Source organism: Planococcus kocurii (assembly GCF_001465835.2).
In the GTDB taxonomy this organism is placed as follows: domain Bacteria; phylum Bacillota; class Bacilli; order Bacillales_A; family Planococcaceae; genus Planococcus; species Planococcus kocurii.
The window spans coordinates 1433790-1449741 of record NZ_CP013661.2 but is presented as its reverse complement, the minus strand read 5'-3'; the positions used below and the strand labels follow the sequence as shown (position 1 = coordinate 1449741).

14 protein-coding genes are annotated in these 15952 nt (G+C 39.8%); 9 read left to right on the top strand and 5 right to left on the bottom strand.

Translation table 11 applies throughout. The features are described 5' to 3' along the window. Positions 1 to 42: 42 nt before the first annotated feature. A complete protein-coding gene (locus AUO94_RS07105; protein ID WP_156423933.1) occupies positions 43 to 1038 on the bottom strand; it encodes an alpha/beta hydrolase in 996 nt (331 codons plus the stop codon). A gap of 267 nt (positions 1039 to 1305) precedes the next feature. On the opposite strand from AUO94_RS07105, the gene AUO94_RS07100 reads away from it, so the two are divergent. Further along, a complete protein-coding gene (locus AUO94_RS07100; protein WP_058386566.1) occupies positions 1306 to 2067 on the top strand; it encodes a hypothetical protein in 762 nt (253 codons plus the stop codon). Positions 2068 to 2153: 86 nt separating this feature from the next. Beyond that, entirely contained in the window at positions 2154 to 3101 is a 948-nt protein-coding gene (locus AUO94_RS07095) for a ring-cleaving dioxygenase (protein ID WP_058386565.1), read from the top strand. A gap of 75 nt (positions 3102 to 3176) precedes the next feature. Here AUO94_RS07095 and AUO94_RS07090 read toward each other — a convergent pair whose 3' ends face one another. After that, the gene (locus AUO94_RS07090; protein ID WP_058386564.1) at positions 3177 to 4085 is read right to left on the bottom strand and encodes a proline dehydrogenase family protein; all 909 of its coding nucleotides are present in this window, start codon (positions 4083 to 4085) and stop codon (positions 3177 to 3179) included. Between the two features lie 382 nt (positions 4086 to 4467). Here AUO94_RS07090 and AUO94_RS07085 point away from each other — a divergent pair, with 382 nt between their 5' ends. Both AUO94_RS07085 and AUO94_RS07080 read left to right on the top strand, forming a co-directional pair. Next, the gene (locus AUO94_RS07085; RefSeq protein ID WP_058386563.1) at positions 4468 to 5880 is read left to right on the top strand and encodes a hypothetical protein; all 1413 of its coding nucleotides are present in this window, start codon (positions 4468 to 4470) and stop codon (positions 5878 to 5880) included. Positions 5881 to 6012: 132 nt separating this feature from the next. Further along, positions 6013 to 7332: an acetamidase/formamidase family protein gene (locus AUO94_RS07080; RefSeq protein ID WP_058386562.1), complete on the top strand. Its 1320-nt coding sequence runs from the start codon at positions 6013 to 6015 to the stop codon at positions 7330 to 7332. Positions 7333 to 7558: 226 nt separating this feature from the next. Here AUO94_RS07080 and AUO94_RS07075 read toward each other — a convergent pair whose 3' ends face one another. After that, the gene (locus AUO94_RS07075) at positions 7559 to 8119 is read right to left on the bottom strand and encodes a shikimate kinase (RefSeq protein WP_058386561.1); all 561 of its coding nucleotides are present in this window, start codon (positions 8117 to 8119) and stop codon (positions 7559 to 7561) included. A 152-nt stretch (positions 8120 to 8271) separates the two neighbouring features. On the opposite strand from AUO94_RS07075, the gene AUO94_RS07070 reads away from it, so the two are divergent. Continuing rightward, positions 8272 to 9312 (top strand): lactonase family protein, encoded by a 1041-nt coding sequence (locus AUO94_RS07070; RefSeq protein WP_058386560.1) that lies wholly within the window; start codon positions 8272 to 8274, stop codon positions 9310 to 9312. Between the two features lie 35 nt (positions 9313 to 9347). Here AUO94_RS07070 and AUO94_RS07065 read toward each other — a convergent pair whose 3' ends face one another. Both AUO94_RS07065 and AUO94_RS07060 read right to left on the bottom strand, forming a co-directional pair. Next, positions 9348 to 9677: a hypothetical protein gene (locus tag AUO94_RS07065; RefSeq protein WP_058386559.1), complete on the bottom strand. Its 330-nt coding sequence runs from the start codon at positions 9675 to 9677 to the stop codon at positions 9348 to 9350. Positions 9678 to 9680: 3 nt separating this feature from the next. Next, positions 9681 to 10259 carry an SCO family protein gene (locus tag AUO94_RS07060; protein ID WP_058386980.1) on the bottom strand — a complete coding sequence of 193 codons (579 nt, stop codon included), beginning with the start codon at positions 10257 to 10259 and terminating at the stop codon, positions 9681 to 9683. A 231-nt stretch (positions 10260 to 10490) separates the two neighbouring features. Between AUO94_RS07060 and glgB the strand changes: the two genes are divergently transcribed. From glgB to glgA, 4 genes are read left to right on the top strand one after another with little or no spacing between them, the layout of a single operon-like run. Then, positions 10491 to 12359, top strand: coding sequence for a 1,4-alpha-glucan branching protein GlgB (gene glgB / locus AUO94_RS07055; protein WP_058386558.1), 1869 nt, complete (start codon positions 10491 to 10493; stop codon positions 12357 to 12359). Beyond that, positions 12349 to 13497 (top strand): glucose-1-phosphate adenylyltransferase, encoded by a 1149-nt coding sequence (locus AUO94_RS07050; protein WP_058386557.1) that lies wholly within the window; start codon positions 12349 to 12351, stop codon positions 13495 to 13497. The genes glgB and AUO94_RS07050 overlap by 11 nt, the downstream gene beginning before the upstream one ends. Beyond that, positions 13494 to 14513, top strand: a complete 1020-nt coding sequence (locus AUO94_RS07045; RefSeq protein ID WP_058386556.1) for a GlgC family sugar phosphate nucleotidyltransferase — start codon at positions 13494 to 13496, stop codon at positions 14511 to 14513. The genes AUO94_RS07050 and AUO94_RS07045 overlap by 4 nt, the downstream gene beginning before the upstream one ends. Next, positions 14513 to 15940: a glycogen synthase GlgA gene (gene glgA, locus AUO94_RS07040; protein ID WP_058386555.1), complete on the top strand. Its 1428-nt coding sequence runs from the start codon at positions 14513 to 14515 to the stop codon at positions 15938 to 15940. Before AUO94_RS07045 ends, glgA begins: the two co-directional genes overlap by 1 nt. Positions 15941 to 15952: the final 12 nt, after the last annotated feature.

The following is a 15952-nucleotide window of genomic DNA, read 5'->3' as shown; positions in this document are numbered from 1 at the left end:
TTAAAAAATGAGCAAGTCGCGAGTTCGCGACTTGCTCATTTTTTATTCACCCTGAACAGAAAGAAATTGAATCGTTTTTTGCAGTGTTTCTTGAGCATCTTCCATACTTAAATCGTATTGATATTCATGCTTCAGGTTTTTTTGAGTACCTTCGAAAAAGACAGAGTTTACTGGAATATCATGAGATTGCAAAACGTCAACGAGTTCGGTTGACTGAGATACAAAAGGATCTGCATCGCCAACTGTAATGAACACAGGCGGGAAATTAGAACTGACATGTTGAACGGTGGAAAGTTCATCAATTTTTGAGAACGATTCAAAAGGCTCCACACCTGTATAAGCTGCTAAATACTTATCAATGTTTGGAAAAGCGGTCGCTCTCACTGTATCTAAGTTGTACAAGCCGCATAGCAACACGGCTCCTTGAAGCTGGCTATTAGAAATAGCCGGCTGAATGGTCATCTTTTCAGCCAATTCAGTATTGGAAATAAGCGCAGCAACTTGGCTAGCAATCTGAGCCCCTGCTGAGTCACCCCCGATAAAGACTCGGTTCATATTACCACCGTATTCAGCAGCATGAAGTTGCATATAAGCAAGCGCTTGATTTGCTTGCACTACAGGCCCGGGATAAAGCGATTCAGGAGCTAGCGCATAATCAATGTTCGCCACGACGTAGCCCGCATCTGCAAGAGCCATGGCATAATCCTGGCGACTGTCTTTAGAGCCACCAATGTACCCTCCGCCATGTATCCATAAAATGACTGGCATTGATGCAGGTGCATTTTCGGGATAATAAATATCCAACAAGCTATTTTCAGAAGAATTATAGGATAAGTTTTTAACACGAGTGACTCGTTCGGTGATTTCATGAATAGTAGGTGGAGAGCTAAATGCAGCAGAACCTGTAATTTGTATGGACGCTAAAGCATCAGGTGGAGCAGTGACTTCTTCAAAAATGACCATAACAAATAAAAGAGTAATAAATAAAGTAGAAACAATCCATTTTTTTAGCGTTAAGCGTTCCATTTTTACTCTCACGATAGCTCTCCTTTAAACTGAATTTTCACTGAATGGCCTATATTGAATAGCTATCTATTTGGGTATAGATTAAATAAGTCCTATGCGTCAATTCCAATTATGTCCAACTTCTCTATATAATAGCTATGCTAACAGAAAAAAGATAGCGACCAAAGAATTAAGTTCATCAAAATGAAATGTATTTGTCATCATGTTTATGCCAGAACGCAACATAAGGCGGGTAGATTAAGAGGTGAGGCTTTTAAAGCTTCCGAAAGGAGTGGGCGAATGTTTGGATTAGCTGATTTAATTGCATTAATTATTTCTGCATTTATTATATTGCCCGTCGTTGTCTTTTTGAGAGAATCAGGTTATTTGCTGATGAGCTTGATTTTGGGAGTGAAAAACCCGAGGATGACAATTGGTTCAGGACCAAGAATTTTCAAAATAGGGATGTTCGACGTACGAAAATATTATCATTTGTATAGTTGGTATTCGTACGATTCACTAAAACGTGAAGGCAAGTTTGCCTATATAGCACTTTATACAGGTCCTATTTTAGTCAATGTAATAGTAGCGGTGTCATTAAACGCCATGATAGCGAATGGCCTGTTTGAAGAGCAAGCAACGTTTTGGAATCGGTTTGTCTTTTATGCGTTTTACTACGTATTATTTGATGCCGTACCAATGAAAACGGCTAATGGTATGCCGAACAACGGTCTGATTATTTATGAAATGCTGCGTTATGGTAAAAGAACGGATTACAATGACGAACCTTTTCTGCCTTCTACTTCAGAAGTAGAAGAGCAATACAAAGAGGATTCAGAGAAAATTGAAGAAGTTAAAGAACACTTAAAAGATCAAGTAGAAGAAGAACAGGAAAATTCGAATATTACCAAATCTGAAGAAAAAGAAATGAAACAAGAAATCGAAGAAGACAAACAAGAAGACAAAGAAGCGTTGAAGAAAGTCAAAAAGCAAAAGAAAGAACAAATAAAAGAATTTAAAGACAACATGCCGGAGCAAGATACTGAAAAAGAAACCGAATAAGTGACAGGTCACTAGCTATCTTTAATTCGAGATAGTGAAATGGTAAGATGAGTAGATAGAGTTACTAACTAAAGGAGTGCTACGGAATGACAAAAAAATCAATGGGAATTCATCACATTACCGCTATTGTGGGAGATCCTCAGGAAAATGTGGATTTTTATGCGGGTGTATTAGGCTTGCGTTTAGTAAAAAAAACAGTGAATTTTGATGATCCTGATACGTACCATCTGTATTTCGGTGATAAAACCGCCAAACCAGGTACCATCATCACCTTTTTTCCATGGGGCAATGCGTACAAAGGGAAAATCGGAGATGGACAAGTCGGCGTTACTACTTACGCAGTACCGACTGGAGCTTTAGCTTTCTGGGAAAAAAGACTGCAAAAATTCGAGATTCCATTTTCAAAAACAACACGCTTTGAAGAGCGTTATTTAGCATTTGATGATCCACATGGCCTTCATTTAGAACTGGTGGAAAGACAATCCGGGCAACTGAATAATTGGGAAACTCAAGAAGTGACAGAAGATGTGGCTATTAAAGGTTTTGGAGGTGCAACTTTATATACAGCTAATGCTGAAAAAACAGCTGAATTGTTAGAAACCGTTTTAGGACTCGAAAAAATAGGAGAAGAACACGATTTATTGCGTTTCCGTGCAGCAAATGATCTCGGTAATATCATTGATGTGAAATTATCTCCAGTAGGTACAGGACAAATGGGCGTTGGAACTGTCCACCACATTGCTTGGCGTGCAAAAGACGATGCAGATCAACTAGACTGGAAAGAGCAGATAGAAACTTATGGGCTGGGCGTAACACCTGTTCAAGATCGACAGTATTTTAACGCGATCTATTTCCGCGAATACGGGGACATTTTGTTTGAAATCGCTACGGACCCACCAGGATTTGCGATAGACGAACCCCAAGAATCCCTTGGCGAAGCGTTAATGCTGCCCGAGCAGTACGAAACACATCGAAAAAATATTCAGCGTAATCTGCCGCCTATTAGAGTAAGAAATCTAAAATCAAAAAAGTAAAAACATGTGAGCACCTAAAAGTAGAAGCTAGATAACAAGAAGCACCTTCGGAAAATTCGAAGGTGCTTCTTGTTGTTATTTAGAAATCATACTTTTTAAGGCCAAATTAATGTTTTGAGGTCTTTCGGCTAACCTTCTCATATAGTACGCATACCAGTCTTTACCAAAAGGAACGTAAGTGGTGAAAGAAAATCCTTCTTTTGCCAAATCTTTTTGCATTTCTGAGCGGAATCCGTATAACATCTGGAACTCAAAGCGGTCTAGAGAAATATTTTTTTCTTTTACAAATGCTTTTACCTGTTCAATGATATGGTGGTCATGAGTCGCAATGGACGTATATCCAGGAGCTTGAAGATGGATTTTGATAAGTTTTAAATAATTTTCATCAATCTCTTTCTTTTCTTGGTAGGAAACTTCTGCGCTTTCTTTGTAAGCACCTTTTACGAGACGAAGTCGTACATTTTGCAAGTTTTCCACATCTTTTTCGGAACGGAACAGATAGGCTTGAATAACGGTACCTACATTTTCGTATTCCTGGAGCAGCGTTTTGAGAATATCAAGCGTTTGTTGCAAGTGATCATAATCTTCCATATCTAAGTTGATAAAAATATCATAACTAGCTGCAGCTGCTACAATTTCCTGAATATTTTTTAGGCAAAAGGCCGTGTCAATGTCCAAACCGATTTGTGTTAATTTAACAGACATATGTGCATTAACGCCATAAATCTGTATGGCTTCAAGTGTTTTTAATATGGCTTCTTTCGCTTTTGTGGCTTCTTCTTCTGTGTGGACAAATTCACCTAAGCTATCGATTGTGGCACTAATTCCATTGGCATTCAGTTCCTTTACAGACTGCATCATGCTCTTGATATCAGTCCCAGCGACGACTTTTCCTGCGCCTAATTTCAATCCCCATTTTTTAGCGGCACTATTTAACGCTTGGTTTTTGGACAACCCGATAAAGAAATTTTTTGTTACACCCACTTTAATTCCTCCTATACTGTTAAAACACTTCGTCGATAGCCAAGCTTTAGAACAGGAAATCCCCTGCTCAATGAAATACAGTCTAATTTCCGGAGGAAGTTGCTGTATAATCCATTATTACCTCAGAGCATATCACATATTAACTGAAAACAAAAAATCTTAGCGTAGATAGATGCTGTAGACAGTCACGCTTTTGTTTAGTTGGTTGATTAAAAAAATTAGCATGTCAATGCTCCCATGATGAGTAGAGAATACATCCGTCTGCCGCAGGGACGTGCATTAAGGAATAGGCAGGCTTAACAATGCACTAGGTTTTAACTGTGAAGCTGTAAAATAAGTGTAGAATGGAAAAAGTAGTTGTTAAAAGTGAGGAGGATTTATCATGAATCGAAAAGCAGCTGTGAGTTTTATGATTTCAAGTTCAGTATATGCCTTGCTGCATTTTATCACTTACTTTTACGAAAGTGCCTGGTTAACGTTAATACTTTCTGTTTTAGGAGTATTCATGTTATTGTCAGCTGCGTTCTTATTACCTCTCAAGAAAATTCAGTTGCAACTGTTTCTAGTGATTGCAGCTTTAGCTGTACTGTTTTTCACGAGTGATTCTTTCTTAGACGATTTAATTTTGGGATTGCAGCAAATGAGAAATTTGATTGGGTTGTTGCTGATCGTGCCAATGATTAGCTGGGTTTTGAAGGAAGAGCCTTACATAGAAGAAATTATGAGTTATGCTCACAACTTTTTAAATAAGAGCCAGAAGTTCTATTTTGGATTAATGGCAATGACTCAAGTGATTTCGCATTTTCTGTTATTTGGTGTCGTACCGATGATGTACCACTTTATTGATCGTTTTTTAAAAGATCATAAAGGAGAGGCATGGGAAAATTTCAAAGGAACAGCTATTTTACGTGGCTTTGGACTTTCTACAATGTGGGTTATCAGTATTCCAAGTTTCATTTTTGCGGTAGAAGCATTAGAAGCAACTCTTTGGAAATCGATGGTGCTCGGCTTTATTTTTGCTTTGGCCGGGACCGTCTTATCAGTAATTTTTTCGTATTATCAAGAACAGAAATACGGGATGGATTTTTCTTTTGTTTTGAAACAAGAAATTGAAAAAGCCATGCGAAATTCACGCAATCAAGGAAAATGGAATAAAGACGTAGCGGAGTTTGTCTTTTTATTTGTGTCTCTTTTTGGAACGATTTTCTTTGTACACGAAACGACGGGATTGGAATTTTTGCTGACCATACCACTGGTCATTTTAGTGTGGACTTTCCTTTATTTTGGATGTAAAAAGAGATTGTCTAACTTTGTTGTGGAAATTCGGTATTATTTTTCCGTAGGTATTGCGAAACAAGCCCAGCAATTTAGCATTTTAGTAGCTGCTGGATTATTGATTTATGCGCTAAATCAATCGAATGTTGGTGACTACGTTATTAACGGGATGAATTTTTTAACAGGAATCATTCCACTGTTAAATATATTGTTCTTAATTCCATTCATTGTGATCCTGCTAGGTTTTATTGGATTGGGGCCGTTGCCAGTAATCGTTTTGGTGACAGGGGTTCTGGAGGCTGTGCAATTTCCGTACCCACCTGAATTGGTTGTATTAGCCGTTACTTCTGGAAGTGTCATTTCTATCATTTTGTCACCTTTTGTTATGCCTGTAATTATATTAAGTAGCGTAAATGGCTTAAGTGGAATTCGCAATGGCTTGCAATTTAATTTGAAATTTGCAATTGCTTTTTACATGATGGTCCAATTGTTTATCCAAACAGCTATCTATCTATACTGAAATTTTCAATACACATAGGAGTCTCTAAAGACTTTTATGTGTATTTTTTATTCAGAAGACCTAAAATTGTAAGGCAGAGGAACATGGCGTATAATTTGAAATAACTGAATATTAAAACTTGGGGGTAGGGAAATGAATAAAAAAATACTTGCTAAAAAAACAGCGGTCGAGACTTTACTAGTTAACCGGTATATTGATGGCGTGTTAGATCCCGGAAAAGAAATGTTGGGTCCTATAAAAGATGGAGGTCATATTATTGCCCACACAGCTCCAGGTTGTTGGGGGCCGATGATTACGCCTTGTATTCGAGGGGGGCATGAAGTGACGCTGCCCGTCTATGTCGAAGGTGCAGAACCGGGAGATGGCATCGTTATTAAAATTAAATCAGTCGAAGTAACATCCCATGCCACTTCCTCAGGAAATGACAGTCCTGTTGAAGGTCGTTTTCTTGGAGACCCTTTTATCGCGGTAAAATGCCCAGGCTGTGGAACGATGTATCCAGATACCATTATTAGAGGTGTTGGACAAGAAGCTATTCGCTGCGCTAAGTGCGATGCGGATGTGACACCATTTGTTTTTACTAACGGCTATACGATGTTTTTTGGAGAAAAGGGCGACGTAGGAATCACGCTATCCAAAGAAGCAGCCGAAACAATTGCGGAAAATGGCCGGGGTTACATGAAAACGCCTGAGAACTCTGTACAAAATCCAATTGTCACTTTTGCACCGCACGATTTAGTTGGAACCATTGCACGCATGCGGCCGTTTTTAGGTCAACTCGGAACAACGCCTTCTCGTCCGACACCGGACTCACATAATGCAGGAGATTTTGGTTCTTTTCTTGTCGGAGCTCCGCACGAATACGCAAGTACACAGGAAGAATTGGAAACTCATCGGACAGATGGTCATATGGACATCAGCCGTGTTCGGGCTGGAGCCGTATTGATTTGTCCAGTGAAAGTACCAGGTGGTGGGATTTATCTAGGGGATATGCATGCCATGCAAGGGGACGGAGAAATTGCTGGACATACATCGGACGTTGCCGGTATTGTTCATCTTGAAGTTCATGTCGTTAAAGGATTAAATAATGCGGGACCTATTCTCTTGCCGAATGTCGAAGACCTACCTTATACGGCTAAACCTTTTACAGAACAAGAAAGACAGACGGCTCAACAGCTTGCAAAAAAATGGAATATTGACAAGCTAGAAGAGTCGCTGCCGGTTTCTTTTGTCGGTACAGGACCAACTTTGAATGATGCTACAGAAAATGGACTGCAACGCGCAGCCGATCTGTTTAACGTTACAGTTCCAGAAATCATGAACCGAGCTACCATAACGGGGTCAATTGAAATTGGTCGACACCCAGGAGTCGTAACAATCACGTTCCTCGCACCCGAACATTATTTAGAAAAAGCAGGGTTGTTAAACACAGTAAAAGCACAGTACTCCTAGAAAAGCGGAAGTGCCTGTAGAGCTCTGACAGGTATAAGACGGTCTGACGAAGCGGCGCTTTTTGCCGCACAGTCAGAAAGGCTTATATCCCGAAGAGCTAGGCACTGGAGTCTGGACAAAGAAAAGCGGAAGTGCCTGTAGAGCTCTGACAGGTATAAGACGGTCTGACGAAGCGGCGCTTTTTGCCATATGAAAAACCGCCAAGTCTATATGGCGGCTTCTGGTATTATTTCGGTTGGGGCGCATTAATTTCCCATGATAACTTCAAAGCATCTGCCAAGTAATCAGCGGCTTCTTCTGCCTCAAAATGATCTACTTGAAATTTAGAATGATTTAATGAGTAAATACGTTGCCGTTCTAGAAATAGCATTTCGATATCTTCAAGAGAACGTCCCTGTAACAAAGGACGGTTGTCAGCGAGAATATGAATACGTTCTTTCCATGATTCCCAGGAAATATCGAGAAATAGAACGATGCAATTGGCCATACAAATATCCTGAATCTCCTTTTGCAAAAAGGCACCGCCACCAACGGAAATGATATTGAGAGGGCGCTGGCTATACTTTACAATCAACTCTTTCTCTTTAGCCCGGAAGGCCTGTTCGCCATGGATTTCGAATATTTTCGGAATTGGCATTGTATAAAACTTCTCGATTTCCTCATCGATATCAACAAAGCTACGATAGAGTTTTTGAGCTAACAGTTTGCCAACAGTGGTTTTTCCCACTCCCATAAATCCGATGCAGACAATACTTTTTTCGCGAATGGACAAACCGAAATTTCTCATGAGCAACCTTCTTTCTCTTTTAATAGCTTAGTCGGGTTCATAGCTTACTTTACCTTATCTGTATAGAAAATTCATAAGAATTGTCAATTAACTAATTTGAATCAGAAAATCAATTTCGAGTTTTATGACATCTAGCTTCAAGGAGGAATTTCATGACATCTACCTATTTGCTGACAGGTTCGTATGCATCAGAAAAAGAACAGGGCATTAAGCTCTGGGAACTTGAAGGCATGACCGGCGAATTGACGGAACTGATGGGTATAGGAGGGATTGAACGCCCTTCTTTTATTGCTGTTCATCCAACGGGTACAAGTTTTGTCGCTACGAGTGAAGTCGGGGACGGCCAACTAGTTAGTTACTGGGTCCATCCAACTACAAAAAAAATAGTCGAAATCAATCGCCAATCTTCGAATGGTGATCATCCAGCTCACGTGACAATTGATGAAACGGGTCAATGGCTATTATCCGTTACTTATTCAGGAGCTACAGTTAATGTCCATCCGCTTTATGCAGACGGAGCAATTGGAGATTTGGCAGCTTCTGTAAAGCATGAAGGAGGAGGGCCTAACAAAAATCGGCAAGACGCCGCTCATCCTCATTCAATTATTCAAATCCCAGGAAAAAATCTGTTCTTGGTATCGGACTTGGGCACCGACACAATCTCTACTTATAAACTAGATGCCGGAACCGGTGCCTTAACGTTTAAATATGCTGTACAAACAGAGGCGGGAGCAGGACCTCGTCATTTAAGTTTCCATCCCTCAAAAGCTTTTGTCTATTCAGTAAACGAAATAAATTCCACGTTGATGGTCTACAAAGTCAGTCAAGAAGGCAAACTGGATTTTTTACAGCTATTGCCTTTAGTGCCAGATAGCTATGAGGGAGAAAATACCAGTGCAGAAATTGCAGTTTCAAGCGATGGCTGTTTTGTCTATGCGTCAAACCGTGGTTACGATAGTATTGCCTCTTTTGCTATCCAGGAAAATGGAACGTTAGAAACGCTCGGATTGACAGAGTCCGGAGGAGAAGGACCGAGACATTTTGCTTTGATTCCAGGAAATGAGTGGCTAGTAGTAGCGAATGAAAACTCCCACACACTTGCTACGCTGAAAATGAGTTGTTCAGGCATGCCTTGTATCGTTGAGAATATTGTCCAAACGACAGCGCCTGTATGTGTAAAAGTGATCAAATAAGAAAAAAAGACGGAGAGTGTCTCCGTCTTTTTTTCTTACCAATCTTTTGATTTTTTTTCGACAATGTCCAGTTCTTTCAAAAGTCGTATAAAACCACTGTCTCGATTGCCTTCAAATGCTTTTTCTGTACACGAAGAGTGCGGAGGATAATTTAGTTCAAGAGCCTTCTCCAGAGTTTCTTCTTCTAAAAAGTTGGTGGCGTCCGCCTCTTCAAAGCAAGAAGGTGCAATATATGTTCTAAACGAATGTTCCAAGATCACACGAGTTTCTGGCGCTGGCACGTTTTCTCTCGGGATAAAGAAAAGCAGTAGCAATAGCAGGGCAACGAGAAACAACACGCTCATCCATATTTTTTTCTGCTGCATTTATTATTCCTCCGTTAATAGAATTTTTGCATCCGCTAAAATATCCTCTACCGGTGGATTCAACCCATCATACGCCTTCATAATGATTCCTTCTTTATTGACTAAGTAAAAAGAAGTGCCATGAAGAACTTGATCATCATTTTCAGGTTTTCTGGCTAAAGTTCGGAAATTATCCATAGCAAAGTCATCAATTTCTTGGGAGGTATAACCGGTCAGCAGATTCCAACTAGCTAAATCAGCTCCGTAATTTTCTGCATAAGATTTCAAGACTTCAGGCTTGTCAAACGAAGGGTCTACACTGAAAGAAACCGTTTCAACAGCCAATCCTTCTTCTTTTAACTGTTCTTGCAAGTCTGTCATGTTGGCCATCATTGGCAGGCAAACGGTTGTGCAGTTAGTAAAAACAAAATCAGCAAGCCAGACGTCACCTTCTAAGTCAGCTAAGCCGAAATCTTCGTTGTTGTGATTAGTAAAAGTAAAATCTTCTATTTCCCACTCAAGTGGATCTTCAACGCCTTGGTTGCAGGCAGCCAGAAAAATGCTGAAGAAAACTGCTAGTAATAGTCCTCTATATTTTCTCAAAAATGTCAGCCTCTCTTTCAATAACAGATATCCTCCTAAGCGTAGTGGAAATTATGCTGTCAAACAAGGGCACAAAGGAAAAGAAATGTGTAGACATTTCGAACAGATATCCTTCTGAATTCCTATATTTATCTAAATTTTTGAATAATTTTGTATCTTGACAAGGTATTTACGAGTCTTACGTAGAATTAAAAAGAGACATGGAACCATTGAACTATTGGAGGTGCAAAAATGAATGATCTTCAAAGCCATCTTACTCCAGACAAGTTGGAAGCTTTCCATGCAGGTCTGATGAAAGACGCTTATCTTTATTTTGGAGCGCATACCGCTACAAATGAAACAACATTTACTCTATGGGTTCCAGGTGTGACTAAAGTAGTGGTAGCCTGTACACATCCTGAAAGTCTCGTGGAAGAATTTTTTCAAATGGAACAGCACGTTCTTGATGAAACCATTTGGCAAGTGAGAATTCCCCGGAGATTAACTGGATACGCTTATGAGTATATCTTTGAAACACTAACTGGAGAAGTAGTAAGGAAATCTGATCCGTACGCTCAAATGAGCGAAATGAGACCAGAAACCAAATCTATAGTAGCAGCTTCTTCTAAACACACTTGGTCAAAAACTGTATTGCATCAAAAGAAAGTTTTAAATAATAAGCACGGTGAAAAACCGATAGCAATTTACGAATTGCATATTGGGACATGGAAACGTAATGCACAAGGGGGTTTTTTAAATTATCGTGAATTGGCAGATGAGTTGATTCCATATGTTTTGGAGATGGGTTTTACGCATATAGAAATTCTGCCCATCACAGAACATCCGTTAGATGAATCTTGGGGTTATCAGACGACTGGTTATTTTGCGCCAACGAGCCGATACGGAACTGCTGATGATTTGAAGTATTTTATTGCTAAATGCGCAGAAAAAAAAGTTGGCTTAATTTTAGATTGGGTACCGGGTCATTTCTGCGTCGATGAACATGCACTGGCAAACTTTAACGGTGGCTATTTATATGAATACGAGCAGGAGGACCGGCGTGCCAACCCAGACTGGGGAACGTTGAATTTCGATATTCGAAAGGGAGAAGTCGCTAGCTTTTTACTATCGAGCAGTCACTATTGGCTAAGCGAATTTAAGTTTGATGGTTTTCGTATGGACGCTCTAATTTGTTTGCTATTTGTACCAAACCGTGAAGAGGCTATACCTAACGAAGAAGGTGCGGCTTTTCTAAAGAAGTTGACAAACAGTTTAAAAGAGCATCATCCAGAAGTTTTGTTAATTGCAGAAGACGCGTGGAACTATCCAAAAGTGACACACGATACAGCAGAAGGAGGAGTCGGCTTTCATTATAAATGGAATTTTGGCTGGATGCGTGACACGCTGGATTATATGGAAACTCAGCCATCAAAGCGTTCTGAGGTGCATAAAAAAATGAACTTCTCTCTCGTGTATCAGTATGAAGAGCGTTATCTTCTTGCACTTTCCCACGATGAAGTAGTAAATGGCCAAGGTTCTTTGCTGAACAAACTTCCAGGGACCTTGAGTGATCGTTTTGCTCAACTCAGACTACTCCTCAGTTTTTGGATTGCTCACCCAGGGAAAAAATTGCTTTTCATGGGTCAAGAGTTTGGTCATTTTGAAGAATGGAATTTCACATCAGAATTGGATTGGCATTCCTTAGGAACCGAAGAACATGAAGAAATGGCTAATTTTACAAAAGAATTACTGTCTTTTTATAAAACTGAAAAAGCTTTTTTTGAATTAGATGATCATCCGGACGGTTTTACTTGGATCGATGCGGACAACCACCAACAAAGTGTAGCTGCCTTTATTCGTAGGGGCCATTTGCCGCAGGATGAGTGTATTGTGGTGTGTAATTTTTCAGACCAACATTATACGGATTTTGAATTGGAGGTTCCTGAAAACAATACCTATGAAAAAGTTTTTACGTCAGAAAGCAAACCTTCAGAAATAGCGGTTGGTGCGACAAATCATGCAGGTGAGGGCTTGATGTATGCCATTTCAATCGATTTGCCAGCATTTACATTGATTGTCTGGAAACTAAAGAGAATGGGAGGGAATCAACATGAACGATAAAGTCGTTGCAATGTTGTTAGCCGGCGGACAAGGGAGCAGATTAAAATCATTAACGTATACAATAGCAAAACCCGCATTGCCGTTTGGCGGAAAATACCGAATCATCGATTTCCCGTTGTCCAATTGCACCAATTCAGGAATCAATACCGTTGGCGTGCTGACACAATACCAGCCGCATGTCCTTCATGAATATATCGGACTGGGAACTCCGTGGGATTTAGATCGACGTCACGGGGGAGTCACGATGCTACCACCTTATACCGAAATAGAAGGGGTTAAATGGTATGCAGGTACAGCCAGTGCCATTTATCAAAATATCAATTACCTTACATCATGTGATCCCGAGTATGTTTTGATTCTATCAGGAGATCATATTTATAAAATGGATTACGAAGTACTAATCGACTATCACAAAGAACGTGAAGCGGATGTCACCATTTCGGTGCTAGAAGTTCCGTGGGAAGAAGCAAGCAGGTTTGGTGTTATTAACGTCGATGACAGCATGATCATTAAAGAATTTGATGAAAAACCAGAAAATCCAAAAAGTAATTTAGCTTCTATGGGTGTCTATGTATTTAAATGGAAAAAGCTAAAAGAATATTTAGAAATAGACAATTTAAATAAAGAGTCTTCTCATGATTTTGGTATGGATATCCTACCGGCTATGCTAGAAAAAGGCGAAAAAATGATTGCTTATCCATTTAAAGGATACTGGAAAGACGTCGGAACGGTTGAAAGTCTATGGGAAGCCAATATGGACTTGCTTGATTTGAACTCTGGCTTAAATCTTCATGACTCTGCTTGGCGTATTTTTTCTTCAAATCCACAATTACCACCACAGGTGATTAATAAAACAGGTAATGTTCAAAGCTCTATGGTTAACGAAGGCTGCGTAATTTCTGGAGACGTTTCAAAGTCGGTTGTTTTTCAGAAGGTAACGATTGAAGAAGGAGCTGCCGTTTCTGAAAGTGTCATCATGAGTGGCTCCACGATAAAAAAAGGTGCCAAGCTTCATCGGGTAATTGTACCGCCGAATTTAGAGGTGCCGGAAGGATTTGAAATCCATGATCAGCAGGATGAAGTGGTTCTTCTGATTCAAGAGCAATTGGATGAATGGAAGGAGCGTGAGGGAAAATGAACTTACTCGCTGTAGTAGACGCCTCTGTTAATAAAGAAGGATTACAAGATTTGACGATGCAACGAACTGTTTCTTCAGTACCCTTTGCGGGGCGTTACCGATTAATTGATTTTCCATTATCGAATCTCGTCAATTCGGGAGTCAATACGGTTGGCGTATTTCCATCGAATCCCTTTTCTTCTCTGCTAGATCATATTGGTGGAGGGAAAAGTTGGGACTTAGACCGAAGAAAAAACGGCTTGTTTTTTCTGCCGGTTACGCAGCGAAATGGTGGATTATCAACCGTTGGCCCATTTGCAGCATTAGAAGAGCATATGCAATTTTTTACAAAAAGTATTCAACCTTACGTTGTCGTCATTAATAGCTTTGTTGTTACTCAATTAGACTTTAAAGACATGCTGAAGCAGCATATCAAATCAGGTGCTGATCTTACAGAAGCGGTTAGTAGCGGAGTTTCTTTGAAAACCTATATTCTGTCTAAAGAGTTGTTAATTGAACTGATTCAAACGCACCGTGATAAAAAAGTAGTAAGTGTCGAAGATGTCGTCAATTTAAAGAAAAGTCCTTATACGTTTAATGACTATGAATACAGCGGATATTTTGCAATTATTGATTCGATTCAAAGTTATTTCCAAGCGTCGTTGGCTTTGTTAGATGAAGAAAATAGGAAGCAGTTATTCCTACCAGATCGTCCAATTTATACAAAAGTCAAAGATGAGCCTCCAACGCGCTATATCCACGGGGCCCATGTTAAGCGAGCTTTGGTAGCCAATGGCGGCACCATTATGGGGAGTGTGATGGATAGTATCATTAGTCGGGGAGTTTGCATTAAGAAAAATACACAATTAGAAAAATGCGTGATTATGCAGAAATGTGTAATCGAAGAAAATTGTGATTTGTCGTATGTAATTGCAGACAAAGAAGTTCATATCGGTGAAGGAGTCGTTTTACGTGGAACTGCAGAACAGCCGATTGTTTTACGTAAAGGAGCAATCGTCACGAAGGAGGATTTATGATGAAAGTCATTATGGCAGCAGCAGAATGTGCACCTTTTGCAAAAGCTGGAGGATTAGCAGATGTAATCGGAGCCTTACCGAAAGAACTTAGCAGATTAGGCCATGATATTACGGTCATTATACCAAAATATAGCTTGATCTCAGAACAGTACGCATCGAAATTTATCTTGAAAGAATCTATCGAAGTGCATTTTAAAGGACGGCAACTTCCTTTTAGACTTTTTGAATACAAACAAGCCGGAGTAACCTACTTGTTTGTAGAAAATGATGATTATTTTAAAAGAGAACAAATTTACGGACAAAAAGATGACTCTGAACGATACGCTTTTTTCAACCGATCCGTGCTAGAAATTGTCCAACTTCAAGAGCAGCAAGCAGATGTAATTCATGTGCACGACTGGCATACGGCTATGATCCCGTTCCTCCTAAAGGAGGATCAGCGATATGCTTCGATTCAAGCAATTAAGACCGTTTTGACCATTCACAACCTGCAATTTCAAGGTAAATTTTCAAAAGAAAAGTTTCTGGAGAATTTTGAAATGAATGAGCGTTACTATGACGAGGGAATTGTAGAATGGCGCGGTAGCTTCAACTCTTTAAAAACAGGCATTTCCTACGTGGATAAAATAACGACTGTGAGTCCGACTTATCGAGACGAAATTTTGACAGATTTCTATGGAGAGAAACTAAATAGTCTTCTACAAGAAAAGCAACAAGATTTAGTCGGTATTTTAAATGGCATTGATACAGAAGTCTATAATCCAGCGACGGATCTTGCCATCGTACGGGAATTTGATGCAATGAGCATGGAAGGAAAGCAAGTCAATAAGCGTGAAATCCAATCAAAGGCAGGTCTTCCTGAACGTGGAGATGTTCCGTTACTAACAATGATTTCGAGGCTAGCAGGACAAAAGGGAGTTGACGTCTTGCAAGAAGTATTGCCTAATTTGTTGGAAAAAGAAGATGTTCAGTTTGCTTTATTGGGTTCAGGAGAGGAAAAGTACGAGCAGTTTTTCCAGAAGTTAGCAGCTGATTTTCCAGATAAGGTTTATATTCATATTGGCTTTGATGAGGCCTTTGCACATCTACTATACGCAGGAGCGGATATTTTCCTCATGCCTTCTCATTTCGAGCCTTGTGGTTTGAGTCAATTGATCTCAATGCAATACGGAACAGTCCCTGTAGCCAATAGAACAGGCGGATTGAAAGACACAGTCATTGAATACGATGAAAATTTAAAGACCGGTAATGGATTCTTGAGCGATTTTTCACAGGACAAGCCCTTTGATCTTGCCCTCCAACGATGTTTAGATTTTTACCAACAGCCTAAGCATTGGGAAACAATCAAGAAAAATGGCATGGAAGGCAATTATTCATGGTCGCGTTCTGCGACAGAATACGCCAAACTTTATGAAAAGCTAATCTAAAGGGGCGTGCCA

Excerpts from the sequence above, each read along its gene's own strand:
- AUO94_RS07100 (WP_058386566.1), top strand. The coding sequence starts at position 1,306 with ATGTTTGGATTAGCTGATTTAATTGCATTAATTATTTCTGCATTTATT.
- AUO94_RS07095 (WP_058386565.1), top strand. The coding sequence starts at position 2,154 with ATGACAAAAAAATCAATGGGAATTCATCACATTACCGCTATTGTGGGA.
- AUO94_RS07085 (WP_058386563.1), top strand. The coding sequence starts at position 4,468 with ATGAATCGAAAAGCAGCTGTGAGTTTTATGATTTCAAGTTCAGTATAT.
- AUO94_RS07080 (WP_058386562.1), top strand. The coding sequence starts at position 6,013 with ATGAATAAAAAAATACTTGCTAAAAAAACAGCGGTCGAGACTTTACTA.
- AUO94_RS07075 (WP_058386561.1), bottom strand. The coding sequence starts at position 8,119 with ATGAGAAATTTCGGTTTGTCCATTCGCGAAAAAAGTATTGTCTGCATC.
- AUO94_RS07070 (WP_058386560.1), top strand. The coding sequence starts at position 8,272 with ATGACATCTACCTATTTGCTGACAGGTTCGTATGCATCAGAAAAAGAA.
- AUO94_RS07065 (WP_058386559.1), bottom strand. The coding sequence starts at position 9,677 with ATGCAGCAGAAAAAAATATGGATGAGCGTGTTGTTTCTCGTTGCCCTG.
- glgB (WP_058386558.1), top strand. The coding sequence starts at position 10,491 with ATGAATGATCTTCAAAGCCATCTTACTCCAGACAAGTTGGAAGCTTTC.
- AUO94_RS07050 (WP_058386557.1), top strand. The coding sequence starts at position 12,349 with ATGAACGATAAAGTCGTTGCAATGTTGTTAGCCGGCGGACAAGGGAGC.
- AUO94_RS07045 (WP_058386556.1), top strand. The coding sequence starts at position 13,494 with ATGAACTTACTCGCTGTAGTAGACGCCTCTGTTAATAAAGAAGGATTA.
- glgA (WP_058386555.1), top strand. The coding sequence starts at position 14,513 with ATGAAAGTCATTATGGCAGCAGCAGAATGTGCACCTTTTGCAAAAGCT.